The sequence below is a fragment of the Paenibacillus sp. 01T47 genome (assembly GCF_056398245.1).
Genome location: NZ_JBFTPA010000018.1, coordinates 72220 through 98852 on the forward strand (window position 1 = coordinate 72220; position 26633 = coordinate 98852).

At 46.2% G+C, this 26633-nt stretch carries 22 protein-coding genes and 1 other annotated feature; of the genes, 20 read left to right on the plus strand and 2 right to left on the minus strand.

Annotation, left to right across the window (positions count from 1 at the left end; translation table 11 throughout):
• The first annotated feature begins 65 nt into the window (after positions 1–65).
• Complete coding sequence (locus AC1DOV_RS26990; protein ID WP_477511387.1) at positions 66–1256, plus strand: CynX/NimT family MFS transporter; 1191 nt, start codon at positions 66–68, stop codon at positions 1254–1256.
• 100 nt (positions 1257–1356) lie between these two features.
• Positions 1357–1610, plus strand: a binding site (T-box leader).
• An 82-nt stretch (positions 1611–1692) separates the two neighbouring features.
• Positions 1693–4131 carry a leucine--tRNA ligase gene (gene leuS / locus AC1DOV_RS26995; RefSeq protein ID WP_430058016.1) on the plus strand — a complete coding sequence of 813 codons (2439 nt, stop codon included), beginning with the start codon at positions 1693–1695 and terminating at the stop codon, positions 4129–4131.
• 40 nt (positions 4132–4171) lie between these two features.
• Here the strand turns inward: leuS and comER are convergent, their stop codons facing one another.
• The gene (gene comER, locus AC1DOV_RS27000; protein WP_477551479.1) at positions 4172–5011 is read right to left on the minus strand and encodes a late competence protein ComER; all 840 of its coding nucleotides are present in this window, start codon (positions 5009–5011) and stop codon (positions 4172–4174) included.
• Positions 5012–5204: 193 nt separating this feature from the next.
• Between comER and AC1DOV_RS27005 the strand changes: the two genes are divergently transcribed.
• The 7 genes from AC1DOV_RS27005 (at position 5205) to holA (ending at position 13678) form a co-directional block, all read left to right on the plus strand.
• Positions 5205–5765 (plus strand): ComEA family DNA-binding protein, encoded by a 561-nt coding sequence (locus AC1DOV_RS27005; protein WP_477551480.1) that lies wholly within the window; start codon positions 5205–5207, stop codon positions 5763–5765.
• A gap of 80 nt (positions 5766–5845) precedes the next feature.
• Positions 5846–7138 (plus strand): homocysteine synthase, encoded by a 1293-nt coding sequence (locus AC1DOV_RS27010; RefSeq protein ID WP_076266859.1) that lies wholly within the window; start codon positions 5846–5848, stop codon positions 7136–7138.
• A gap of 141 nt (positions 7139–7279) precedes the next feature.
• Positions 7280–7810, plus strand: coding sequence for a deoxycytidylate deaminase (locus AC1DOV_RS27015; RefSeq protein ID WP_477551481.1), 531 nt, complete (start codon positions 7280–7282; stop codon positions 7808–7810).
• A 109-nt stretch (positions 7811–7919) separates the two neighbouring features.
• A complete protein-coding gene (locus AC1DOV_RS27020; protein WP_477551482.1) occupies positions 7920–10505 on the plus strand; it encodes a DNA internalization-related competence protein ComEC/Rec2 in 2586 nt (861 codons plus the stop codon).
• Positions 10506–10885: 380 nt separating this feature from the next.
• Positions 10886–11434, plus strand: a complete 549-nt coding sequence (locus AC1DOV_RS27025) for an RNA polymerase sigma factor (RefSeq protein WP_053376850.1) — start codon at positions 10886–10888, stop codon at positions 11432–11434.
• A 14-nt stretch (positions 11435–11448) separates the two neighbouring features.
• A complete protein-coding gene (locus AC1DOV_RS27030) occupies positions 11449–12396 on the plus strand; it encodes an anti-sigma factor family protein (RefSeq protein WP_477551500.1) in 948 nt (315 codons plus the stop codon).
• A 247-nt stretch (positions 12397–12643) separates the two neighbouring features.
• Positions 12644–13678: a DNA polymerase III subunit delta gene (gene holA, locus AC1DOV_RS27035; RefSeq protein WP_477551483.1), complete on the plus strand. Its 1035-nt coding sequence runs from the start codon at positions 12644–12646 to the stop codon at positions 13676–13678.
• A 161-nt stretch (positions 13679–13839) separates the two neighbouring features.
• Here holA and rpsT read toward each other — a convergent pair whose 3' ends face one another.
• On the minus strand, positions 13840–14112 hold the full coding sequence (rpsT, locus tag AC1DOV_RS27040; protein ID WP_053376847.1) for a 30S ribosomal protein S20: 273 nt from the start codon (positions 14110–14112) through the stop codon (positions 13840–13842).
• A gap of 217 nt (positions 14113–14329) precedes the next feature.
• Between rpsT and gpr the strand changes: the two genes are divergently transcribed.
• The 11 genes from gpr to dnaJ all read left to right on the plus strand — a co-directional run bounded on the left by gpr (position 14330) and on the right by dnaJ (position 26537).
• Complete coding sequence (gpr, locus tag AC1DOV_RS27045; RefSeq protein WP_477551484.1) at positions 14330–15337, plus strand: GPR endopeptidase; 1008 nt, start codon at positions 14330–14332, stop codon at positions 15335–15337.
• A gap of 204 nt (positions 15338–15541) precedes the next feature.
• Positions 15542–16795, plus strand: a complete 1254-nt coding sequence (gene spoIIP / locus AC1DOV_RS27050) for a stage II sporulation protein P (protein WP_441881051.1) — start codon at positions 15542–15544, stop codon at positions 16793–16795.
• 17 nt (positions 16796–16812) lie between these two features.
• Positions 16813–17250 carry a hypothetical protein gene (locus AC1DOV_RS27055; RefSeq protein WP_339203482.1) on the plus strand — a complete coding sequence of 146 codons (438 nt, stop codon included), beginning with the start codon at positions 16813–16815 and terminating at the stop codon, positions 17248–17250.
• An 80-nt stretch (positions 17251–17330) separates the two neighbouring features.
• Complete coding sequence (gene lepA / locus AC1DOV_RS27060; RefSeq protein WP_441881053.1) at positions 17331–19148, plus strand: translation elongation factor 4; 1818 nt, start codon at positions 17331–17333, stop codon at positions 19146–19148.
• A gap of 145 nt (positions 19149–19293) precedes the next feature.
• Positions 19294–20463 (plus strand): radical SAM family heme chaperone HemW, encoded by a 1170-nt coding sequence (gene hemW / locus AC1DOV_RS27065; RefSeq protein ID WP_430058006.1) that lies wholly within the window; start codon positions 19294–19296, stop codon positions 20461–20463.
• 83 nt (positions 20464–20546) lie between these two features.
• A complete protein-coding gene (locus AC1DOV_RS27070) occupies positions 20547–21017 on the plus strand; it encodes an N-acetyltransferase (RefSeq protein WP_076266869.1) in 471 nt (156 codons plus the stop codon).
• Positions 21018–21215: 198 nt separating this feature from the next.
• A complete protein-coding gene (locus AC1DOV_RS27075; RefSeq protein ID WP_076266870.1) occupies positions 21216–21491 on the plus strand; it encodes a hypothetical protein in 276 nt (91 codons plus the stop codon).
• Positions 21492–21752: 261 nt separating this feature from the next.
• A complete protein-coding gene (hrcA, locus tag AC1DOV_RS27080) occupies positions 21753–22778 on the plus strand; it encodes a heat-inducible transcriptional repressor HrcA (protein WP_076266871.1) in 1026 nt (341 codons plus the stop codon).
• 52 nt (positions 22779–22830) lie between these two features.
• Positions 22831–23391, plus strand: a complete 561-nt coding sequence (gene grpE / locus AC1DOV_RS27085; protein WP_477511355.1) for a nucleotide exchange factor GrpE — start codon at positions 22831–22833, stop codon at positions 23389–23391.
• An 83-nt stretch (positions 23392–23474) separates the two neighbouring features.
• A complete protein-coding gene (dnaK, locus tag AC1DOV_RS27090) occupies positions 23475–25307 on the plus strand; it encodes a molecular chaperone DnaK (protein WP_477551485.1) in 1833 nt (610 codons plus the stop codon).
• Positions 25308–25406: 99 nt separating this feature from the next.
• Complete coding sequence (dnaJ, locus tag AC1DOV_RS27095) at positions 25407–26537, plus strand: molecular chaperone DnaJ (RefSeq protein WP_076266874.1); 1131 nt, start codon at positions 25407–25409, stop codon at positions 26535–26537.
• Positions 26538–26633 lie beyond the last annotated feature (96 nt).

The following is a 26633-nucleotide window of genomic DNA, read 5'->3' on the forward strand; positions in this document are numbered from 1 at the left end:
AGAAGGATTATTTCGTGAAAATCAGCCATTCAAATTTATCATCAGCATCTACATCTTCTGCGCCAATTGCAATAACAAGCTCATGGCTGCTGCTGCTTGGCATTTTGCTAATAGCCGCTAATTTGCGAGCGCCACTAACAGCGGTTGGACCAATCGTATCTGAAATTCAGCGTTCGTTCGGCATTTCCAGTGCGCTCACTGGGCTGCTGACGACCTTGCCGCTGCTAGCATTTGCACTTATTTCTCCGCTTGCGCCACGAATGGCTCAGCGCATAAGTATGGAAAACACATTATTTATTGCAATGGTCGTGCTGACTGGCGCGATTGTAATTCGATCCCTTCCGGCGATAGCCGCTTTATTTGTTGGAACGATCTTGCTGGGCATGGCGATTGCAGTTGCAAACGTACTGCTTCCGAGCATGATAAAAAGAGATTTTCCGGCCACCGTCGGTTTAATGACTGGTTTATATTCGGTCGTGATGAATTTAGGCGCTGCTTTAGCTTCAGGTTTCAGCATTCCCATTACAGAGAAGATATCCTTGGGCTGGCAAGGTATGCTGGCCTGCTGGGCACTGCTCGCTCTAATTGCTACGATTGCATGGGTACCGCAGCTTCGTTCGTTTGCGAAGAAGGACAACAACAAAGCAGCGACGAATGGCGAGAAGAACGGAGGTCTGCTGCGCTCTGGCTTAGCTTGGAAAGTCGCATTATTTATGGGGCTTCAATCATTTTGTTTCTATGTCAACATATCATGGCTGCCTGAAATTTTGTCTGACCGCGGCATGAGTCACGTTGATGCGGGATGGATGCTGTCACTGCTGCAATTTGTCAGCTTGCCCGCGACTTTTATTATCCCTGTCATTGCGGGAAAGCAGGCAAGCCAAAGGCTGCTTGTTATTCTTACAACGATCTTGCTGCTCCTAGGATACTTAGGGCTCCTTAGCGGGAATGTGGATCTTATTCCGATTTGTATGATCTTACTCGGAATAGCCGGCGGTTCCGGCTTTAGTCTCGCAGTTATGTTTTTTGTATTGCGGACAAGCAGCACAAGGCAGTCGGCTCAGTTGTCGGGGATGGCACAGTCACTTGGTTATCTGCTTGCCGCTGCCGGACCGCTGTTGTTTGGACTCATTCATGATTTGACGAATAATTGGACTGTCTCATTAGTGATGCTAGTAGCCGTTGCCGTTATTTTTGGATATATAGGCTTCGGAGCTGGAGCGAATAAAACCATATCAGGAGCACAAGAAAAATAAATGTGTTGTGCAAATTGATTAGTGTACGCTTGAAGTTCAAGTTCGTTCTCTTGACACCGAACCGTGTGATCTTTATAATCGAAACTAACGATTTTATGCATATGGAGCGTTGAAGAGGAACAGTAATTTCGTTTGTCAGGCCTAGAGAGCCGGTGATTTATGGTGGAAGCCGGACCTGCAGCGAAATGAAGCTCGCCTTGGAGCTGTGCGATTAACGAAAGCGATGTTTACGAAACATCGTTTACGCGAAAATCACCGTTTGGCCCGCGATAAGGGCGACAAGTGAGCGATCGGCAAAGCATGTCTTTCGCTAACTAGGGTGGTACCACGGGAGAACAACCTCTCGTCCCTAGCGATAATTCGCTAGGGGCGAGAGGTTTTATGTTTTTTTGTACAATTATGCATTCAGCATTTATTTGAGAGAGGATATGAGCACATGAGTCAAGAACAGCAATTTCACGGCTATAACCCGCTTGTTGTGGAGCCGAAATGGCAGCAATTTTGGGATAAAAACAAAACGTTTCAAACGACAGAGGATGCTGAAAAACCAAAATTTTACGCATTAGATATGTTTCCATATCCATCTGGAGCTGGCTTGCATGTAGGACATCCCGAAGGTTATACAGCGACGGATATCGTGTCTCGCTACAAAAGAATGAAAGGTTATAATGTCCTTCATCCGATGGGCTGGGACGCGTTCGGATTGCCTGCTGAGCAGCATGCGCTTGATACAGGAAAGCATCCGCGCGATATTACGTTTGTAAACATCGATAATTTCCGCAGACAAATAAAATCACTTGGCTTCTCATACGATTGGGATCGCGAGATTAGTACAACCGATCCTGAATATTATAAATGGACGCAATGGATTTTTATCCAATTGTACAACAGAGGACTCGCTTATGTTGCTGAAGTATCAGTTAACTGGTGTGAAGCTCTTGGAACGGTGCTTGCAAATGAAGAGGTTATTAACGGCCTAAGCGAGCGGGGCAATCATCCCGTTGTTCGCAAGCCTATGCGTCAGTGGATTTTGAAAATTACAGAATACGCAGATCGTTTGTTGGATGATTTGGAAGAACTGGACTGGACAGAAAGCATTAAGGATATGCAGCGCAACTGGATTGGAAAATCCAAAGGAGCTGAGGTTACCTTTGAGATTGACGGTCATGATTCCGCATTGGTCGTATTTACGACTCGTCCAGATACATTGTTTGGCGCGACTTATTGCGTACTCGCTCCTGAGCATGAGCTTGTTGCAAAAATCGTAACGGCAGAGCAAAAAGAAGCAGTTGAAGCTTATCAACTGGCAGCATCGCGCAAGAGTGATTTGGAGCGTACTGATTTGGCGAAAGACAAGTCAGGCGTGTTCACAGGAGCTTATGCCATTAATCCCGTTAATGGCGTGAAAACACAAATCTGGATCGCAGATTATGTTCTTGCTGGTTATGGAACGGGTGCTATTATGGCTGTTCCAGGTCATGACGCTCGCGACTGGGAATTTGCTAAGCAATTTGATTTGCCAATCGTTGAGGTTGTGCAAGGCGGAGATGTTACGAAAGAAGCTTATGCAGGCGACGGCATTCATGTCAATTCCGATTTCTTGAACGGTTTGACGAATGAAGAAGCGATTGCGAAAATGATAGAGCATCTGGATGCGTCGGGCAAAGGAAAAGGGAAAATCACTTACCGCCTGCGCGATTGGTTGTTTAGCCGCCAGCGCTACTGGGGTGAGCCGATTCCGATCCTTCACTTGGAGGATGGTACGATGAAGACTGTTCCTGAGGATCAGCTTCCGCTTCTGCTGCCTGATGTTGATGCTATCACTCCTTCAGGAACTGGGGAATCACCGCTTGCCAGCGTTACGGAATGGGTGAACACGATCGATCCTGAAACGGGCATGAAGGCTCGCCGTGAAACGAACACGATGCCGCAATGGGCTGGCAGCTGCTGGTACTACCTGCGCTTCATCGATCCTAAAAACGACAAACAGCTTTGTTCGCCAGAGAAGCAAAAGCAATGGCTGCCGGTTGACCTTTACATCGGTGGCGCTGAGCATGCTGTACTGCATCTGCTTTACGCTCGTTTCTGGCACAAGGTGCTTTATGATATCGGCGTTGTAGATACAAAGGAGCCGTTCCATAAGCTTGTCAACCAAGGCATGATCCTTGGAAACAACAACGAAAAAATGTCCAAATCGCGTGGAAATGTTATCAATCCAGATGATATCGTAAACGAGTTTGGCGCAGATACGCTACGTATGTACGAAATGTTTATGGGTCCGCTTGAAGCAACGAAACCTTGGAATACCAATGGTGTGGAAGGAACATATCGTTTCCTTAACCGTGTATGGCGTTTGTTCGTGAACGAGGATGGCAGCTTGAATGCCAAAATCGGCAATGGCGAAACAAGTGATGCATTCAAGCGCACATGGCATCGTTCAATCAAAAAAATTACGGATGATTATGAGGGACTTCGCTTCAACACCGTAATCAGCCAGCTCATGATTTTTGTAAACGAAGCCTACAAAACAGATGTGCTTCCGCAAGCAGCAATGGAGCAATTCGTTCAATTGATTTCTCCAATTGCGCCGCATATCGCGGAAGAGCTATGGGAGAAGCTGGGACGCACGGATTCGCTTACGTATGCAGCGTTCCCGACGTTCGAAGAAGCTTGGACGGTCGATCAAGAGGTTGAGATCGTCGTACAAGTAAATGGTAAAATCGCAGATCGCATCTCCATTGCAGCTGATATGGACGTTGCTGAGATGGAAAGCATAGCGAAAGAACTTGAGAAAGTACAAGAGCTGATTGCTGGCAAAACAATCCGTAAAGTCATTGCGGTAAAAGGCAAGCTAGTCAATATCGTTGCCAATTAAGACAAACAGAAGAGGTGAGCGGGCATTAGCTGAAGAACAGCTATTGACCGTTCACCTCTTCGCCTATAAAGGCGGTCGAAACCTTGACCACATCTTCATCGAACTTTGCATGTGTCGTACGGATGAGTTGATTGAATACTCCTTCTGTCTCGCGGCGCAGCAAGTTTAGCGCTTTGGCTGTAATGCCGCCAGGGACGGCAACTCTCTCTTGCACCTCTGCTGGTGTAAGGCCGCCTTCGGTCAGCAGCAAGCCGGTTCCGAGCAGCATGGCGCTTGCTACACGCAGCGCTTCATCACGGCTTATACCCGTTTCTGCAACCGCAGCATCCACAAATTGCTCAAGCAGGAAAGACATAAAAGCTGGTCCGCAGCTTGAAATGTCGGATACGATGCGTGTGTAATTCTCATCTATTCGCAGCGGCTGACTAATATGGGATAATAAGTCCTCCAGTAGAGCCATATCATTCTCATCAATCGTTTCCCCATAAATGCAAAGCGATGCTCCGCTCCATACATAATTTGTAATGCTCGGAATAACCTTAGCTACCTTGCAATCGAGTTCCCCTTCTAGATGAGAGATAAGCACGGGGCTCGTTATAGAGACGACAATCTGATTTGGTCGAATAGTTGCCTTCAAATCGTCGACCACTTTTTTGAACTCCAAAGGCTTTACGCACAAAAAAACAATATCGCAGCCGCAGGCAGCCGCAGCATTCGTATATTCGGCTCTCATGCCGGAATAACGGTTGGCCAAGGCTTGCGCTTTTGCAAAGGTGCGGTTGCTGATGGCAATTTGTTTTGGTGATAATGCACCAGATGCGATCAAAGCTTCAATGAGCAGGCTTCCCATTGTGCCCGTCCCGATAAATCCGACATTCATGCTGAACCCTCCTATAGGTTTGGCGCACATAACCTGCTTTAATTTATAGAGAAAGGTTATATGCGAACAAATCCCGAGTGAAAATTTCAATAGCCGTACTCATTTCGTGTGCTCTCTTACCTTATTCCGCAGGACTTGTTTCATATGTCACTAATTACCAAATAATTCGTCGCTTTCAAAGGAGAGTGAAGAAGTGAAGCCTTTAACTGGAACGATTTCTAGCAAAGCCATTTTATTTGCTTCTATTTTAATACTTGCTGCAGCTATATTGCTGGCAGCTGCTTTTATGGAACCTAAGCAGCCGGAAACAGGTGATTGGGTACCTTTAAACGATGCTGTGAAATCTGCAGTCGCTGCAATTGATGCAGCAGATACGGGTGAAGTAGACGTAAAGAACAAGAAGGATACTGAGATGATCCCGGAAAAGGAGCAAGAAGCATCGGCTGCGGGTGTTGATCATCGGAATGAGCCGGATGGGAAAGCTGATTTAAAGGATGATACGATTGTATCCACTGCGCCAGTAGTGCCGATTGCTGATGCGGACATGGATGATGCAGCAAAGCTTGATATAAACCGCGCAACGGAGGCAGAACTTGATGATTTGAAAGGAATCGGACCGTCCAAAGCAAAAGCAATTATTGAAGATAGAGAAAGAAACGGCAAATTTGCAACCGTTAATGATTTACTCCGTGTCAAGGGAATTGGAGAAAAACTATTAAAAGGATTGGAAGACAGCATTGTAGCTCGTCCATAATTGTGAGAGAATGGAAAGAAGCGGACATTTACAACTTCCGTTTGCCATTATCTATTAACTCATTTGAAGGAGTCGAGAAAATGTCAGAACAACGCAAGCTTTCCCTTGATACACTATCCGTCCACGGAGGTCAGCAAATCGATCCGACTACGTTGTCGCGCGCGGTACCTATCTACCAGACGACATCTTACGGATTCAAAGATACAGATCATGCAGCGAATCTATTTGCATTGCAGGAATTTGGAAATATTTACTCCCGAATTATGAACCCGACATCGGATGTTTTTGAGAAACGTGTAGCTGAATTAGAGGGTGCTCCGGCAGCATTGGCAGTTGCTTCTGGTCAATCGGCTATTACATACGCGATTCTAAATATTGCAGGAGCTGGCGATGAGATCGTTTCCGCTACAAGCCTGTACGGAGGCACTTACAACTTATTCTCAATGACGCTTGCAAAGCTTGGCATCACTGTAAGATTTGTTGATCCGTCGAATCCGGAAAACTTCCGCGGAGCAATCAACGAGCGTACGAAAGCAGTATATGCTGAAACGATCGGAAATCCGAAGGGCGATGTGATCGATCTTGAAGCGGTTGCTGCAATTGCACATGAGAATGGCATTCCATTTATCGTGGACAATACATTCCCGAGCCCTTACTTGTGCAGACCAATTGAACATGGAGCAGACATTGTGGTGCATTCCGCGACCAAGTTTATCGGCGGACATGGAACATCAATCGGCGGTATCATTGTAGACGGCGGCAAGTTTGACTGGAAAGCCAGCGGCAAATTCCCTGGTCTTACTGAGCCGGATCCAAGCTACAATGGCGTTGTTTATACCGATGCAGTTGGCCCTGTCGCTTATATCATTAAAGCACGCGTCCAATTGCTAAGAGATATGGGTGCTGCCATTTCACCTTTCAACTCCTTCCTATTGCTTCAAGGACTTGAGACGCTGCATCTTCGGATGGAACGCCATAGCTCAAACGCGCAAAAGGTAGCTGAATATTTGGAAGGCCATGAAGCGGTTGAGTGGGTTAGCTATCCAGGACTTCCAAGCCACCCATCCTATGACCTTGCACAAAAATATTTGCCGAAGGGCAAAGGCGCTATTATGACATTCGGCATTAAAGGCGGAGTCGAAGCGGGCAAAAAAGTAATCAACTCCGTTCAGTTGTTCTCGCATTTGGCGAATGTTGGCGATTCCAAGTCGCTAATTATTCATCCGGCAAGCACAACACATCTGCAATTGTCAGAGGAACAGCAAGCTAATGCAGGCGTTTCTCCAGGCATGATTCGTCTATCGATCGGTACAGAAGGCATTGATGATATTTTGGCGGATATTGAGCAAGCCATTGCTGCCAGCCAAGCCTAAACTTTTTTAGTAAGAAGTTTTAACGAAGAAATATACGATAAACAGGAGCAATTGTTATGTTTCTTATATTTCAACGAATTTAAACGACAAATAAATGCAACCAGAGATCATCAGATGCAGCATGAGAGAGGAAGTTGAGTTATGAGCACCCAAACGAAGGATGCCGACCGCAAGGACTGGGACACCTACTTCATGGATATTGCCTATATGGTTTCGACGCGCTCGCGTTGTCCGCGCAGACATGTTGGAGCTGTTCTTGTACAAGGAAAAAAACTGCTTGGCACAGCGTATAACGGTGCTCCGATGGGCGTGCAGGATTGTCTCGAGGCAGGCTGCATGATTTCGGAGGAAGTTGAGATGAAGCTGGTCGACGGCAAGGAGCAGCTATTCAAGAAACAACGCTGTATTCGAACGATACATGCGGAGCAAAACTTGCTGCTGTTCACCGATCGTACCGATCGCGAAGGATCAACCGTTTATGTAACCGACCAGCCTTGCTGGACATGCGCTAACATGCTTGCAAACAGCGGTGTTATCGAAATCGTCTATCATCGCAGTTATCCGAAAGACAGTGAAAAGGTGAGCAATATGATGGCCCAGAAAGGTATTGTTTTCCGTTGTTTGGATCATTACGAGCCACCTGCTCAGGCGCATATGGATGTAACATCATAGCGTTGATCATTAAATAGTAGAAACGAGGAGGAACCTCTGATTGCATCTTTTGATGCGACAGAGGTTCTTTTTTTTGTTATGAGGCTTTGCGAATTGGAGGGAGCTAGAGGTGAATCGACGTCCTTTAATTTGGTTTGCGATTTGTTGGGTATTTGGGGGCGCGGCTGCTGCTGGTTTGAACAGCAGCGGCGTTTGGCTTGCGGCGGGAGCGGGAATATTGCTCGCAACCGCCGCAGTGCTTGGCAAGCAAGCGACGTGGCAGCTCGCGGCAGCTTGTTCTTTGGCAGTGTGCCTTGCCGCAGGAGAGCGGTTATGGGCGGATGCCCGCAACGTGACTGCGCTGCCAGCGCTGCTTGCCACCGCTGAGGCGGATGGACCGCGAGCTGCGTATGCGGCGGAAGCGGAGGGCGTTATTGTATCGGCGGTGGAGGTCGACGGCGACCGCGCGATGTTTCGCGTGGAGGCGCACAGCATCCACGTTCAAGGTGAAGCCGTTGCGCAGCCGTTGCGCGAGCGGTTGATCGTGCATGTCCGGCTGATGGAACAGCCGGAGCAGGCCATCGCCGCGGCTTGGCAGCGCGGCGCCAAAGTACGCCTTGCCGGCGAGCTTACGCGGCCGGCTGGCGCATCCAATAGCGGCGGATTTGATTACCGCCGCTACCTCAGCAGCCAGAGAATCCACTGGCTGCTCAAAGTGAAGGGCACCGCCGCCGTAAAGCCGGCGCCGGGCCCCAAGTGGACCGCGGCCGCGCTGCTTGGCCGCGTCGACAGTGCGCGCGCATGGCTTGGCGCGCGGATGGAACAGCTGTATCCGTCCTCGCAGTCCGGATACATGAAGGGGCTGGTCCTCGGCATTCGCGAGGACCTCGATCCAGAGCAGTTCCAGCAATTTTCAAGGCTTGGTTTAACGCATATTTTAGCGATTTCGGGCCTCCATGTTGCTGTATTCCTTTATGCGCTTAGCGGTCTGCTGCGCCTCGCACGTATAAGCCGCGAACGAATGCTGCTCATCCTCATGTTGTCCGTTCCCTTGTATGTACTGCTTGCCGGCGCGTCCCCTTCGGTTGTCCGCGCAGGTCTAATGTCCGTTCTTGGGCTATTGGCAGCCCGGATGGGCAAGCTGAAGGATGGGCTGCATCTTTTAGCTGCTGCTGCGGTGCTCATGCTTATTTATGATCCCTATTTTATCGAGGATGTCAGCTTTCAGCTGTCGTTCATTGTAACAATCGGTCTAATTGTCGGAGTCCAGCCTGTACGGCAAGCGATGCCGAGGTGGCGCAGAGGAAAATCGCTGCTTGATCTGGCAGCGGTTACGCTCGTAGCACAGATTGTATCTTTTCCACTGACGATTTATTATTTTAATCAGTTTCATGTGTTGTCTATGCTCGCGAATTTTGTGCTCGTTCCGTTCATCAGCTTTGTCGTTATGCCGCTAGGCGCAGTATCGCTCCTGCTTGCAATACCTTGGGAGGGCGGCGGCAAGCTGCTGGCCTATTTCTCGCATTTCGCGAATGAATGGACGTTTGCTTTCGTCGAGCAGCTGTCCGAAGTGGATTCACTAAGGACGATTTGGGCAACTCCGCCTCTTTGGTGGGTGGCAGCTTGGCTGGTTATATTTGGTGTTATATTTCGAATTTTGCGCAGTTGGACGATGCAAATCGCTGCGAAACATGAGGAAGAAGCAGCGACCATAGAGGAGACAGCGCCAATTGGAGCGGTTCATCCTTACATAGTGGTTAAAGAAAACAGTAAAAAGCTAAGGATCAGCCTATATCTGCTGTTAGCTTTAGTTTTGATTATGATTTTTTATGCCTTTAAACCTGATTTATTTAACCGTCAGGCAGAGGTTAGTTTTATAGATGTTGGTCAAGGTGATGCTGTACATATCCGAACACCCGGCGGCAAGCATATTTTAATCGATGGCGGAGGTACGATGAGCTTCCGCAAGCCGGGAGAAGAGTGGAAGGAGCGGAGCGACCCTTTTGAAATTGGGAAAAAGGTGCTTGTGCCTTTACTTATGAAAAGAGGCGTGCGCGAGATTGACATCCTCGTCATTTCACATTTGGATAGCGATCATATCCGTGGTTTAAAAGCGGTTTTGGAGACGATTCCAATACGCAGCATTTGGTGGAATGGAACGGTGAAGGAAGCAGATGATGCTCAGCAGCTTATTAAGCAGGCAATTGCGCTGGGAATTCCAATGTACAGCGCGTCTGCGGGCATGAAGCAGCAGGTAGATGCAAATACCAAGATAAGCGTTCTGTGGCCATTGGCGCAAAAAGAGGAAGCGGTGGCTCACCTTGAGGAGCAGAATGAAGCCAGTGTTGTGCTTAGTGTTCAGCTGTTTCAGTCGGTCTTCTTGTTTACCGGTGATATTAATGCAGCCACGGAACGCGCCATTATACGAAATGAGCGGCAGCAAAATATAATGGATTCAAATGAAAAGACTGTCTCAGTTATGAAGGTTGCACATCATGGCAGTCGTTTTTCAACAAGCACAGAGTGGCTCGATTATTGGCGTACGCTTGGAGCAGTAGCTTCTGTTGGAGCGACAAATACCTACGGCCATCCTAGTCCAGATGTGATTTCTCGATTAAATCAAGCGGGAACCGCTTTGTGGCGAACAGATCGTGATGGCGAGGTACGTTTTATTGTAACCAGCCAAGATTTATTTACGTATACAAAAATTAAGTAAGGCGGACATCGAAAAAATGCGAATAAAAAGCTTGCTTTCATCTTTCCGTACCTAAATTCGCATATCATATGAAAATCATTCATACTTAGGAATAAAGAAGTCGAGCCGTTTTCAGAGGTATTCGACTTCTTTCTATATACGAGTTAGTTGAAATTTGGTATCCTTTAATGTGGAGTTTATTTCGATTCTTTCACAGCATAGCGAGTATCTGTAAATTTTTTATAGTTTTTTCCTGCTTCGTGCATTCAAGACGGTCCGCTTGGGGACAATCGCTTTGCTTGTTAAAACTTACTAAAAAAAATAAAGTAATAATTCTAATTTATCTGCAACTTTTACCGCAACCAGTTCGTCAGAATGGTTGCAAGAGAGGGGGATCCTTCGTGGTGGAGCCGGAGCTTATAAGAGCCGCTCAGTCGGGAGATCGCGACGCTTTAATTACTCTATTGCGAGAGATTGAAACGCATGTTTATCGGACAGCCTATTATATATTAAACAATGAACAGGATGCCCTTGATGCAGCGCAAGAAGCGCTAATTCGCATCTATACAAAAATAGGCTCGTACGAAGAAAAAGCGCAGTTCAAAACATGGATTCAACGTATTGTAACCAACATTTGCATTGACAAGTTTCGGAGAAATAAACCGACCGTCTCAATAGATGAGCACGACATGGTATTCCACGAAAAACAAAACGTGGAGGACGAGGTAATGTCTGCTTACGCTGTTAAAGACATTCAAGCCGCTATCGACAAGCTTCCTGAGCATCATCGTGCGGTCGTCGTCCTTCGGTATTTACAGGATTTCTCTTACAATGAAATTGCAGATTCGCTCGATTTGCCGCTCAATACAGTGAAATCCTATTTATTCAGAGCTAGGCAACAGCTGCAGACTTTACTCCATGATTATCAGAAAGGTGGTGTCCGGGGATGAATTGTCAAGAGGTGATGGAATTAATGCAAAGACAGCTAGACAACGATCTCGATGAAAGCGAAATCGAAGTCTTGATGAATCATACTAGACAGTGTCCGGACTGTGCAGCCATGTTCGAGCGGTTACAGCTATTGTCCGCCGAGCTTACCAGTTTGCCAAAAGTTATGCCGAGCTATAGCTTAGTCGATGCGATTATGCCTCAATTAGAGCGGATGGAACTGTTTGGTCAGGCTGAAGCGGAACCGCCATCCATGGTTAGCAGAACGGAAGCAACAAAACGTCTTTCGAAGCGTCAACGCCGCTGGCCATCCATGCGCATTATGAGTGGTGTGATCGCAGCCGGAATCGTTGCAGGGCTGTTTCTCGTAACGTATAATTCAGGCTCGATTGGCGATATGAATGCATCACAATCTTCAGCCAAGCGATCGAATAACGTCGCGGCTGATATGATGAACGATACGCCAGTGGAAATGTCTTATAAAGCGAGCGCTAACGGTGCTGAAGACCCGGAAGTGAAGACAGAAACGGCAAAAAAAAGTGATGAAGCCGATTCATCGCCATCGTCCAAGAGTACCGCAATAAATCCTTTAACCAATGAAGACAAAGCGCCTGATGGTGGGTCATTTGAGGATGGCTCAATCAAGGGCTTAACTTCGAATCCTTCTGAAGGATTGGTTGAAAACGAAGGCGAGAATGGTTTGGGTGCGAATGCGAACAGCACAGCAACGGTTTCACCCGATGGCCTTTATAGCGGCAAGGCTGACAATTTTAAAATTAAAGTAGTTGCTGCTGCCGATCAATCTGTCGTCTTCACATCACCGCGCAAAAACGGTGAGCTGCTCAATCTGGCCTGGTCTGAGGACAGCAAAAAGCTGACCTACGAGGTTCATGTTGAACAAGGAGCAATTGAGAAGTATGTGATCGATTTATCTACGCTGACGGAGCAGAAGGCAGGGCATTAACTTGGAGACTGCTCGCTTCGGTCTGCAAAAATTAAGGGTTATTACGCACATTTACATCGATTTATGCGTATAATGTTAGCAGCGATAGTGTCTGCGACGAATCCTTAACGTCGTATGACCATCCGCAGGGCGGTACCATGGACCTGCCTGCGAATGTTTATATAGATGTTCGGCAAAGGGATGAGGCTTTATATGGCTCATCCCTTTGTTGCCGTCTAATTGTACTTACTCGTGACGAGGTGAAGGTATGGATGCAAAGGAAGCATTAAAAGAAATAAAGGGCGGACGCTTCCGTCCCATTTATGTGCTGTATGGCAAGGATCGTTATCGGATGCAGCAATTTATTAACGTATTGACCGAGGCGATGTTTACAGCTGAGGAGCGAGAGCTTGGCATTGTTAAATTTGATACAGCGGAAACCTCGATTGAAGAAGCGGTTCTTGAAGCGGAAACCTCGCCTTTTTTTGTGCAGCGGAAGCTGATTTTGATACGAGATGCGACTGTGCTGTGTGCTGGAGGCAAGGAAGGCGGAAAGCTTGAGCATCGTCCTGAGAAGCTGATTCAGTATATGGAGTATCCTTCAGAGACATCCATTATCGTTATTTCTGTCCAATCAGAGAAGCTGGATGAACGTCGAAAGCTTGTAAAAACGTTAAAGGATCGTCATTCCTTAGTTCCGTTCCCTGAACTCGACGCGGCTCAGCTTAAGCAATGGATGATTAAGCGGGCAACAGATCAGCAAAGAACCTTGTCTTCAGATGCGGCTGAGCTGCTCCTATCACGTGCTGGAGCGAATATGCAGCAATTGTCGCAGGAAGTGGACAAGCTGTGCTTGCACGCGGGAACAGGCGGTGTCATTGATGTAGAGACGGCATCTATGCTAACTGCAGCAACAGTTGAGGAGGACGTATTTGCGCTTGTGGATGCGATCGCTGAGCTTCGCATTGACAAGGCAATTCGTCTGTACAGAGAACTGCTGGTTCGTCGTGAAGAACCGATTAAGATCGCCGCTCTTATCGCTAGGCAATTAAGAATCATGCTGCAAATCAAAGAGCTGGAGCAGCATCACTATTCCCCTCAGCAAATGGCTGGCCAGTTAGGCTTGCATCCATACGCAGTCAAGCTTGCCGCGGAGAAAAGCCGGAAATTTCAAGTGGCTAGACTTGGCAGGCTGCTGGCTTCACTTGCAGATCTCGATTATAAAATGAAAACCGGAGCAATTGATAAAACGCTCGGTTTAGAGCTGTATTTGCTTTCACTTGGCATGGAGAAGGGCGCATAGCGTTCTTTCCATTGCCTTTTTTTATGTGAAAAGCTGATAAGCAGCATGGAACAACAAAAAAGCTTCACCGCTCGATAAGAGCAGTGAAGCTTTTTTTGTTGTGCTAAACGAATTTCAGTTGACCAGATGGACAACGTCATTCGTATGAGCGGTTATCTTGCTTAGGCTTGAGCCGAAAGGGCATTCAGACGTTTAGCAAGACGAGATTTTTTGCGGGAAGCCGCATTTTTATGAATCAGGCCTTTAGTTGCTGCTTTGTCCAACTTTTTCGTTGCAGCGATAAGAGCTGCTTTAGCAGCATCTACATCAGTGCCAGCGATAGCTTGGTCAGCAGATTTAACGGCCGAACGAAGTGCGGATTTTTGGGATGCATTCAAAGCACGACGCTTTTCACTTGTTTTAACGCGTTTAATCGCGGATTTAATATTTGGCATGGAATTCACCTCCTAAACTGTTTACAACGGTTTATCTACATCATAAACCTAGACAACACAACTTAAAGTATATTATCATGCCACTCCTCAAAAAGCAATAGCAGGAAGCTCCTTATAAAAACTGTATTCCGTAAGGATGAAGGCTCATCTACGAGTATGAAAATAATCCATCTGCAAACAATAACATCAGAACTGGTGTTTGAAGGGAGAATGAGCAATGGAGAACGAACTTGATTTGCAAAAATATAATGTTAGAACAGACTTGGCGCTTGAAGCGAAGGAGATGGCAGAGGCGCCAAGCGGCGGGCCTATACCAGGCATACAATCCGAAACTTCGGAAGATGAAGGAATAACGATTACGCAGTTGCATGTTCAAAACGAACAAGGCGCTCAGGCCATTGGCAAAATGCAAGGGCATTATGTGACGATTGAGGTTCCGGAGCTGCGAAAAGGGGATACGGGACTGCAGGATAGGGTGGCGACACAGTTTGCCAAACATTTTGAAGCTTTCCTTGAACGGTTGTCCATAAGTAAAACAGCGCGAGTTCTAATTGTAGGTTTAGGCAATTGGAATGTTACGCCTGATGCGCTTGGTCCAATTGTTGTTGAGAATGTAATGGTCACTCGCCATTTTTTCGAACTAATGCCTGATCAAGTGGCGCCTGGTTATCGCGCGGTAAGTGCGGTAGCGCCTGGAGTGCTTGGCATAACGGGTATAGAATCCAGTGAAATCGTTCAAGGTATCGTTGAGAAGACGAGTCCGGAACTCGTCATTGCGATTGATGCATTGGCATCTAAAGCATTAGAGAGAGTGAATACAACGATCCAAATTGCAGATACAGGAATTCATCCAGGCTCTGGCATCGGGAATAAACGAAAAGGGCTTACAAAAGAAATTTTAGGTGTCCCGGTCATTGCGATCGGAGTGCCTACCGTTGTTTATGCTTCGACCATCGTCAACAACACACTTGAGATGATGAGCAGTCATTTTAAGAAACAAAACGCAAACTCGGATCAAATTTTAGGTTTGGTAAATCAGATGGAAGAAAACGAGAGGTTGCAGCTTGTCAGGGAAGTGCTCAGTCCGCTTGGCTATGATCTTCTGGTTACGCCAAAGGAAATTGATGAATTTATAGAGGATATCGCCAACATTATAGCAAGCGGGCTAAATGCATCGCTGCACGAAGCGGTTGATTCAAGCAATGTTGCGGCGTATACGCATTAAATACCTATGATAATTAAGAAGGAAGCTTTCTAAAGGCATAACCTTTGGACAGCTTCTTTTTTTTGCGCGATTCGCTATTTTGTATCCCTATAACTCTATCAACGCTAATTATTCCACATAGATTTGGTTCTATGAACTCTATCACTCTCATAGTTTAGTAGTGACTAATGCGGCTAGCACTATGAAGCGGGAGGTAATAAACCAATGAAAAGAAAAATTATGCTGCTTGATATAGGGAAGGAAAGTAGACGAGTGAGACAATTGCTAGTAACGGGACGTACATTCGCGTTGCTCTCATTTTGCTCAATGGTATTTTTTATTTTGTTAGGAGCAGCGGGTATGGCGCATCAGCAAACGACAGCTTCGCCTGTAAATTCAATGAAAGGTTTTGCTGCTGCTGTATCGAGCGGTTTTTTTGGGGATATGCTAGAGATGGAGATGCCTGCATTTCAAAGCAGTCGAGAGACAGATACGTTTACATCAAAGCAAATTAGCGCGTTTCTTATGAGAGCTTTAACAGATATTAATCCTAACGATCCCAAAAGCCTGCTTGCAGGCGAGCTGCCTGGCATGGGGGTTAATGATGCTTACTTAATACGCAAAGGCATCGGTACGGATACAGCGGTGGGGCCGGAAGATAATGCACCGATTACATATGATCCGCTTGGCGAATTGCATGAGGATACAGGAACAGATGTATCGAATAATGGGACGACAGAAGGAAATGAGGAGGAGCCGCTGCCGGTACAGACAGACAAGCCATCTTCAGGAACTGGCGAAGGTGATAACGGGGAGCCGGCGAAACCTACGACTGGCGGAAAAAAAGTGGCTTTTATCTATCACTCGCATAATCGCGAATCCTGGTACCCTGAGCTGACAGACAAGAAGAAAGATCCGAATTCTAGTACAAAAAATATTACGCTGGTTGGCAAACGACTTGCCCAGAAGCTGGAGGAGAAGGGTGTAGGCGCACAGCACTCGAACACCGATTATCCAACGGCGATTAAAGGTTATGATTGGAACTATTCCTATAAATATTCGATGAAGACGGTGAAAGAAGCCATTGCCAGCAGCAAGGATTTGAAGTTTTTCTTCGATCTTCACCGGGACTCGCAGAGGCGGAAAGAAACGACCATCGATATTGATGGCAAAAGCTATGCGCAGGTTTATTTCATTATCGGCCATAAAAATCCCAATTGGGAAAAAAACGAAGCCTTTGCGACTAAAATTCACGAAGCGCTCGAAAAAAAATATCCAGGCATCTCTCGCGGTATTTGGGGCAAAACAGCCTCATCAGGCAATGCCGAATACAATCAATCGCTAGCTGAGGATAATGTGCTTATAGAAGTAGGGGGCGTAGACAACACCCTCGAAGAGTCCTATCGAACAGCGGATGCGCTGGCAGCAGTTATTTCCGAAATTTACTGGGCAGACGAGAAGGCATCAACAAAAAAGTAGGAGGGGGCGAAGAATAAGTGAAACGAAATGCGCTAAAATGGACGGTGCTGGGCGGTGCTTTGGCGATAATCATCATGTATGGCATTGATATGTCCTCTTCGGGCATCGAGCGTATATATGGACCTATAGAAGGCTCAAGCGGGTACACAGAGATTCCGCAGACAGAGCAGAATGTGCAGCCAGTTAATGATTTTCAGAAGGAACAGCAGCAAAAGATTGCCCAGCTTGAGCAGGAGCTTAAAGAACTAAAGCGACTTGCTGCATATGATGACGAAACTATAGGAGAAACTGCCGAAACCTTTCCTGCCGAAAATGAAAGGATGCCTGGTCTTCCCCTTAAGAGTGACCAGCCAGCAGTAAATAAGATCGCAGATTCAACCTCTGGTTTGCTGCAAAATATGTCAAGTGAAGGCATTCGAATGGTCGTATCTATATTCGATGGGCTGACGAAGTGATAATGAACATTGCTGGTCTTCCCCTTAACTGATATAATAGGAGGAATGATTAGCATTATTGGAAATTGTGGGGGTTAGGCATGACTGACGTACGTGACCGACAAAAGAGAATTAGGAATTTTTCCATTATCGCGCATATAGACCACGGAAAGTCTACGCTTGCTGACCGGATCTTAGAATTTACCGGCGCTTTGACATCTCGAGAGATGCAAGAGCAGGTTCTTGACAAAATGGATTTGGAGCGGGAACGCGGAATTACCATCAAGCTGCAAGCGGTACGCTTGGCATATAAGGCAGATGACGGGATCGAGTATATACTCAATCTGATTGACACGCCTGGACACGTCGACTTTACATACGAGGTTTCACGCAGTCTCGCTGCTTGTGAAGGCGCTTTGCTCGTTGTTGATGCTGCGCAAGGCATTGAAGCGCAAACGCTGGCTAACGTATACTTGGCGTTAGACAACAATTTGGAGATCGTACCTGTTATTAACAAGATCGATTTGCCAAGTGCGGAGCCTGAACGGGTAAAACAGGAAATCGAAGATGTCATTGGATTAGACGCCAGCGACGCGGTACTTGCTTCCGCAAAAGCGGGAATCGGCATTAAGGAAATACTGGAGCAGGTTGTTACGAAGATGCCTTCACCAGAAGGAGATCCAGATCAGCCGCTTAAAGCGCTTATTTTTGACTCCCATTATGATCCCTACAAAGGCGTTATCGTTTATGTACGGGTTATGGATGGAAGCATCAAAGCAGGCAATAAAATTAAGTTTATGGCAACAGGAGCAGAATTCGAGGTCATCGAGGTTGGAGCATTCATGCCGAACATGGCGATCGTGAAGGAGCTTGCGGTTGGTGATGTTGGTTTTGTCGTTGCGGGCATCAAGAACGTGAAGGACACGCGTGTCGGTGATACAATTACGGATGCGAAAAAACCTGCACCTGAACGTCTTCCAGGCTATCGTCAGATTAACCCGATGGTATTCTGCGGACTCTATCCAATCGAGACACAGGACTATAATGACTTGCGTGATGCGCTTGAGAAGCTGGAGCTTAACGATGCATCACTCAAATATGAGCCGGAATCATCAACTGCTTTGGGCTTTGGTTACCGCTGTGGATTTCTTGGCTTGCTTCATATGGAAATTATTCAAGAACGGATTGAACGGGAATTCAACATCCCGCTTATTACGACAGCACCAAGCGTAGTTTACAAAATTACACTGACAAATGGCGAAACGATGGAGATTGATAATCCATCGAACTATCCTGAAGCAGGCAAGCTTGACTTCGTAGAAGAGCCTTTCGTTAAGGCTGCTATCATTGTCCCAAATGACTATGTGGGCGCAATTATGGAGCTTTGCCAGAACAAGCGTGGCGAATTCGTGAATATGGAATATTTGGATTTAAATCGTGTAACGCTTACGTATCAATTACCTTTGTCAGAAATTGTGTATGATTTCTTCGATCAGTTGAAATCAAGCACAAAGGGTTATGCATCGTTCGATTACGAGATATCGGGCTACCGCAGATCCAATCTGGTCAAAATGGACATCATGCTTAACAATGAACAGGTTGATGCTTTGTCTGTCATTGTCCACCGCGATCGTGCTTATCAACGCGGCAAGGTTATTTGTGAAAAGCTGAAGGAACTTATTCCGCGTCAAATGTTCGAGGTGCCGATTCAAGCATCTATCGGCAACAAAATCATATCGCGAGAGACAGTAAAAGCAATGCGTAAAAACGTTCTTGCCAAATGCTACGGCGGTGACATTAGCCGGAAGCGGAAGCTGCTTGAGAAGCAGAAGGAAGGCAAGAAGCGGATGAAGCAAGTAGGTAGTGTAGAGGTGCCGCAGGAAGCGTTCATGGCGGTACTCAAAATCGGCGAGGATTAAAACGTACGAGGATGAGGGAGGGCGCAGCTCTCCCTCTTTTCTATTTTAAGTGAACTGTATTTACCGACTTATATTTCAACGCGGGACGTGAGCCTGCCGCTTTAATGCAGTGCCAGCCGTTTACGCTTGAAGGAGAATGTTAACGATGAACATTACGCAATCACCACGCGCTTTATATATACACATCCCTTTTTGCACGAATAAATGTCATTATTGCGATTTCACTTCCTATGTACTAAAGGGACAGCCTGTTGATCAGTATCTCGATGCGCTTGAGCAAGAAATGCAGCGTACAGTTGCTGAATGGCCGCCAGTAGAAATTGATACTGTTTTTGTTGGTGGAGGTACGCCTACCGTACTGACTCCTCCGCAAATGGAAAGATTTCTAAAAGCAGTACGCACTTATTTCCCGCTTGCTCCAGATGTGGAGTTTACGATGGAAGCGAATCCTGGCACAACGGACATAGACAAGCTGACAGCTATGAAGGAAGGCGGCGTGAACCGGATCAGCTTCGGAGTTCAATCCTTTGATAATGGATTGCTGGAGCGTATTGGCCGCATTCATAGCGTAGATGATGTATATCGCAGTATCGAGAATGCACGCAAAGTTGGATTTACTAACTTATCAATCGATTTGATGTTTGGCCTGCCAGGTCAAACGGTTGAGCTGTTAAGAGACAGTGTGAACAAAGCGATGGAGCTGGGATTGCCCCATTACTCCATCTACAGTCTAAAAGTAGAAGAAAATACGTTGTTCCATAAGCTCTATGAGCGCAATGAGCTGCCTTTGCCTCCAGAGGAAGAAGAGTTTAATATGTTTATTTTGCTAATGGACATGTTGAAAAAAAATGGATACGGCCACTATGAGATTAGCAATTTCGCCGAACCAGGTTATGAGAGTCGCCATAATTCCACCTATTGGCGCAATGAGCCGTATTACGGCCTCGGAGCGGGCGCACATGGCTATGTCAATCGCATGCGTCATGTCAATTTAAAAGGGATTACACCGTATATCGATGCGGCATCAAGCAAGCTTCCACGCCTTGAAACGTTTGAAGTTACTGAAGCTGAAGCGATGGAGGATTTAATGATGGTTGGGCTCAGGCTGCTAAGCGGAGTTCCGGCATCACGCTTCTCGAACCAATTTGAAGGCCAGAAGCTGGAGGACAAGTTCGGTGATGTTATTCATAAATTAATGAAGGATGGCCTGCTGGAAGCTGAGCAAACAGAAGACGATATCATTTATCGGTTGACTGACAAAGGTGTGCTTCTCGGGAACGAAGTTTTTGGTGCTTTTATCGGATATAACGGCTAAAATACTCTTGAGAAAAAATTCGTTGTGGTGTATATTTATTCATATTGATTTTGATCTTGCACCGGGTGGAGGCGAATGCACAAATGCAGGCAGTACAGGTCGTATGTCGAAAAGCAACGTCTAATGATATCGAGACATTGTTTGAATTAATTAAAGGTTATGCAGAGCAAGGCATTATGCTGCCTCGCACTCGGGAAGCGCTCGAATATATGATAGATACATTCGTCGTCGCGGAAATTGGGGAAGAAGTTGTCGGCTGCGGTTCACTGCTGCGGCTAGGGAAAGAATTGGTTGAGATTCGCTCGCTTGGCATGTCGGATGGCTACAAGGGCGTAGGGATCGGCAGCAAGCTGGTAGAAGCGTTGATCGAGCAGGCTAGAGAGCAGCAAATTCCGAAGGTGATGGCTTTAACTTATGCCGTGTCCTTTTTTGAGAAAAATGGCTTCAAGGTCGTTGATAAGGAAATTTTCCCGGAAAAGGTTTGGAAAGATTGCATCAACTGTCCAAAGCAGCTTGCTTGCGATGAAATAGCTGTACTGAGAATGCTGAATTAAAGCACATTTTCCGAACGCATCTTCTTTATTGAAAATAAACCACTCTCCTTTAGCGCTTGCATTAGGACTATTGGGAAAGTGGTTTTTTTGTTTCATTCAACTAATATGTTAGTTTGTCCGAACTCGTTGATAGTAATGCTGCGCGTTTTGGTATATAGTCAAGGTAGATGTTTATTGTCATATAGAGGAGAAATAAAAATGAGCCAAAAAAAAGATCAAATCGTAGCAGTAGAGGATAAGCTAAAGCATGTAACGACAGTGCTTTTGAAGAAATGGGCAGGATTTAGCGGGTTTTATGGTTTTAAAGCAATGGGTTACGATGAACTGTTCGCTTTGCTAAATACAAATGGCTGGAAAGTTATTATAGATGACTCCGTTTCACCTTATCGTATTGTAGAGCTATACCAAGGTGAAAATCGCGTGAGAAGAGAAAAGTTTGCAACAGATGAAGCAGGAAGAGTTCATAAAGTGTAATTGTTTGTAGAATAAGCCGCTGCGCCAACATATATTGCTGGCACAGCGGCTTTTCTTTAAGCCACTGCGGAGTTTCCTTGGGTGATTAAATCGTTTATTAGATGTTTAAATTGAATTAGGCGCATGAAAAATGCCGAACTGACTTGACAATCGACAAGCTGGTTTGGTATTTTTGTAGTAATGATTAGCACTCGATCGGATTGAGTGCTAACGAAGGTACATCGAAATAACGGATTTGACATTTACGTAGGGGGAATTCGAATGCTGACGGAGAGACAACGGATGATTTTACATGCAATTGTGGATGATTATATTCGCTCGGCTGAACCAGTAGGCTCACGCAGTATTTCGAAGCGCGGCGACGTTGGCTTTAGTCCGGCAACCATTCGCAATGAAATGGCGGATTTGGAGGAGCTAGGCTTCTTAGAGCAGCCGCACACGTCAGCAGGGCGTGTTCCATCAACGAAAGGTTACCGTTATTATGTCGACCATTTAATAAAGCTTAGCGAAGTAGATGAGAAAGACATTGGTGTGGTTCGCTCGTTCGTAACGGACAAAATGAATCAAATGGAGCAGGTTATTCAACAAACGGCGATGATTCTCTCCAATTTAACCAATTACACATCTATTTTGCTTGGACCTGAAATGTTCAGCACATCGCTTAAGCATTTTGGCCTTGTGCCGCTTGATCAAACATCAGCCGTTGCTATTATTGTGACGAACACTGGACATGTTGAAAATCGGACGATTTCAATTCCTGACGGCCTGAAAATGGACGATATGGAAAAGGTCGTTAACATTTTAAACACAAGATTGGTTGGCGTTCCGCTGATTCGTCTAAGGTCGAAGCTTTACACTGAAGTTGGGCAAGAGCTTGAAAGGCATGTTGATCATTATGAACAGCTGCTGCAGGTACTGGATCATGCATTGCAGAATGAGGATGAGCACCGAATCTTCTTAGGTGGAACAACCAATATGCTGACACAGCCTGAATTCAAGGATGTAGACAAAGTAAAAACGATTTTGGATTTGCTTGATGAGACACCAGCCATAATGAAAATGTTTTCCGGCCTTCCGTCAGGTATACAAGTACGTATCGGGACAGAAAATGACCATAAGGCAATTAGCGATTGCAGTCTTATCACAGCAACCTATGCCATTGATGGCCAATCGCTGGGAACGATCGGCATTCTAGGACCAACGCGAATGGAATACGGCAAAGTCATTAGCTTATTGGATATTATATCCAAGGATATGGCGGTTCTTCTTGGCCGCTGGTACAAGTAATTAATGATATTTTGCCAAGTTTACTTCGTAAACTTTTTTAGGAGGTGATTGCATGAGTACGAAAGAACAACATAATGAGGCAGCCGAGGCTGTAGAAGAAGTGGTATCTGCTGAGCAATCAGATCAAGCAAGCGAGGATACTGTAAACGAGGTTGTGGAAGAAGATTCGCGTTATGCGGAGCTTGTGAAGCTGGCTGAGGAGAAAGAGCAGCGCTTCTTGCGCGCACAAGCGGATTTCGATAACTTCCGCCGTCGTACAATGAAAGAAAAAGAAGAACTCGGACAGTACGCATCGATGAAGCTGATCGGTCAACTGCTTCCGGTTGTAGATAATTTTGAGCGCGCTGTAGCAGCCGCATCCGTTAACGGTGATTTTGAATCACTTGCGAAGGGTGTAGACATGATTTTCCGTCAGCTCGAGTCAACACTTGAGCAGGAAGGCCTTAAAGCTATGAACGTAGTTGGCGAGCCTTTTAACCCTGAATTCCATCAAGCGATTATGACAGTAGATTCCGATGAGTATGAAGAGGGTATCATTGTTGAGGAAGTTCAGAAGGGCTATATCTTGAAAGACAAGGTATTGCGTCCAGCGATGGTTAAAGTAAGCAGTTAAACGGTAAAACTTTTTCTCGATAAATGAGACAAAGCAAGCTGTTATTAGGATAAAATATAAAAATTGTAGGAGGAACTATAGCTATGAGTAAAGTAATTGGTATTGACCTTGGTACAACAAACTCTTGCGTAGCAGTAATGGAGGGCGGAGAAGCAGTTGTTATTCCTAACCCGGAAGGCAACCGCACAACTCCTTCCGTAGTAGGTTTCAAGAAAGATGGCGAGCGTGTTGTTGGTGAAACAGCAAAACGTCAAGCGATCACAAACCCTGATCGTACAATCAGCTCTATTAAACGCCACATTGGTACGAACCACAAAGAAAAAATTGACGATAAAGATTACACACCACAAGAGATTTCTGCAATCATTTTGCAAAAATTGAAAGCTGATGCTGAAGCTTACTTGGGTCAAACGGTAACGCAAGCCGTTATTACGGTTCCTGCTTATTTCAATGACAGCCAACGTCAAGCGACTAAAGATGCTGGTAAAATTGCTGGTCTTGAAGTTCTTCGTATTGTCAACGAGCCAACAGCTGCAGCACTGGCATACGGCCTTGAGAAAACAGAAGATCAAACGATTCTTGTTTATGACCTTGGCGGCGGTACATTTGACGTTTCCATTCTTGAGCTTGGCGATGGCTTCTTCGAAGTTAAAGCGACAAGCGGCGACAACAAACTAGGCGGAGATGACTTTGACCAAGTTGTCATCGATCACCTTGTTGCTGAATTCAAGAAAGAGCAAGGCATTGATCTTTCCAAAGATAAATCAGCTGTTCAACGTTTGAAAGATGCTGCTGAGAAAGCGAAAAAAGAACTTTCCGGCGTATTGACTTCAGCTATCTCTCTTCCGTTCATTACAATGGTTGACGGCGTTCCTCAGCATTTGGAGCTTAGCCTTACTCGCGCGAAATTTGAAGAGCTTGCAGCTTCCCTTGTAGAGCGTACGCTTGGACCTACTCGTCAAGCGCTTAGCGATGCAGGAATGTCCCCAAGCGATATCGATAAAGTTGTACTCGTGGGCGGATCGACTCGTATTCCAGCGGTACAAGAAGCAGTTAAAAAATTGATTGGCAAAGAACCGCATAAAGGTGTTAACCCGGATGAGGTTGTAGCTCTTGGCGCAGCTGTACAAGCGGGCGTATTGACTGGCGATGTGAAAGACGTTGTATTGCTTGACGTTACTCCATTGTCGCTTGGTATTGAAACAGCTGGCGGCGTGTTCACTAAGATGATCGATCGCAACACTACGATTCCTACAAGCAAATCGCAAGTGTACTCCACATATGCAGACAATCAACCAGGCGTAGAAATTCACGTCTTGCAAGGTGAGCGCTCGATGGCGGCAGGCAACAAAACGCTTGGTCGTTTCACATTGAACGATATTCCTCTTGCACCACGCGGCGTTCCGCAAATCGAAGTTACTTTCGACATCGATGCGAACGGTATCGTAAACGTTTCTGCTCTTGACAAAGGAACAGGCAAGAGCCAAAAAATTACGATTACATCTTCAAGCGGCCTAAGCGATGATGAAATCAACCAAATGATGAAAGACGCTGAGCTTAACGCTGAAGAAGATCGCAAACGTCGCGACCTTGTTGAAGCGAAAAACAGCGCTGACCAATTGGTTTACTCCGTTGACAAAACAATTAAAGATCTTGGCGATAAAGTTGATGCTGCTGAAATCGAAAAAGCTAACGCTGCAAAAGAGAAAGTAGTTGCAGCACTTGCAACAGACGATCTTGAGCAAATCAATGCAGCAGCTGAAGAGCTGACTGAAATCGTTCAACAGCTTTCAGTTAAGCTTTATGAGCAAGCTTCACAAGCAGCTGAAGGTATAGGCCCAGAAGCTGGCGGCGCTGCAAAAGGCAAAGACAATGTAGTAGACGCTGACTATGAAGTGGTTGACGATAATAAATAAAGTGTAGCGAGCGAGAGGTCAAAGACAGGCGCTACCTGGCTTTGACCTCCTTTCGTGCTTATAGAGGAATTATAGGATTTATAGCGGAGGTGAGAACAGGTGGCAAGCAAACGTGATTATTATGAGGTTCTTGGTGTTGGCAAGGATGCTTCAGCAGACGATATTAAAAAATCATACCGTCAGCTAGCACGTCAATATCATCCCGATGTAAATAAGGCTGCAGATGCAGAGACGAAGTTCAAGGAAGTTAAAGAAGCGTACGATGTACTAAGTGACGATGGAAAACGTTCAACGTATGACCGGTTCGGCCATGTTGATCCAAACCAAGGTATGGGCGGCGGAGGCGGCGCTGATTTCGGCGGAGGCTTCGGCGATATTTTCGACATGTTTTTTGGCGGCGGAGGCGGCCGTCGTGATCCGAATGCACCGCAGCGCGGAAACGACCTGCAATATACAATGACAGTTGAGTTTAAGGAAGCAGTATTCGGCAAAGAAACCGAGATTACGATTCCTAGAACAGAAACTTGCGATACCTGTCATGGCGATGGAGCTAAGCCGGGCACGAAGCCTGAGAGCTGTTCGGTTTGTAAAGGCAGCGGACAGCAGGAAGTTGTTCAAAATACGCCATTTGGCCGTATGGTCAACCGTCGTGCTTGTACGAATTGCAGCGGCACAGGCCGCGTAATCAAAGATAAATGTACAACTTGCCATGGCGCGGGTAAAGTGAAGCGTCAACGCAAAATCAACATCCGTATTCCAGCCGGCGTAGATGACGGAGCTCAAATCCGTATGTCTGGCGAGGGTGAGGGCGGTCTTCGCGGCGGTCCTGCGGGCGACTTGTATATTGTTATCCGTGTGAAGCCGCATGAGTTTTTCGAACGTGAAGGCGATGATATTTATTGCGAAGTTCCGCTTACATTCGTGCAAGCAGCACTTGGCGATGAAATTGAGATTCCTACGTTAACGGAGAAAGTGAAGCTCAAGGTGCCAGCTGGCACACAAACAGGCACTTACTTCAGACTCAAAGGCAAAGGTGTTCCTAAGCTTCGTGGATACGGTCAAGGCGATCAGCATGTGAAGGTTACTATCGTAACACCAACGAGCTTGACGGATGATCAGAAGGATCTGCTTCGTCAATTTGGCGGGCTAAGCGGTGATTCCGTATCGAATGATCAAGAACATCATGAATCTATATTCGAAAAAATGAAAAAGGCGTTCCGCGGTGAATAACCCGGCACGTCTTTTTTTTTTTTTTTTTTCCCGCGGCTGTATAGAAAACGGTGGATAAACATACTCTATTCGGGTAGGAAAACCATACATCAACAC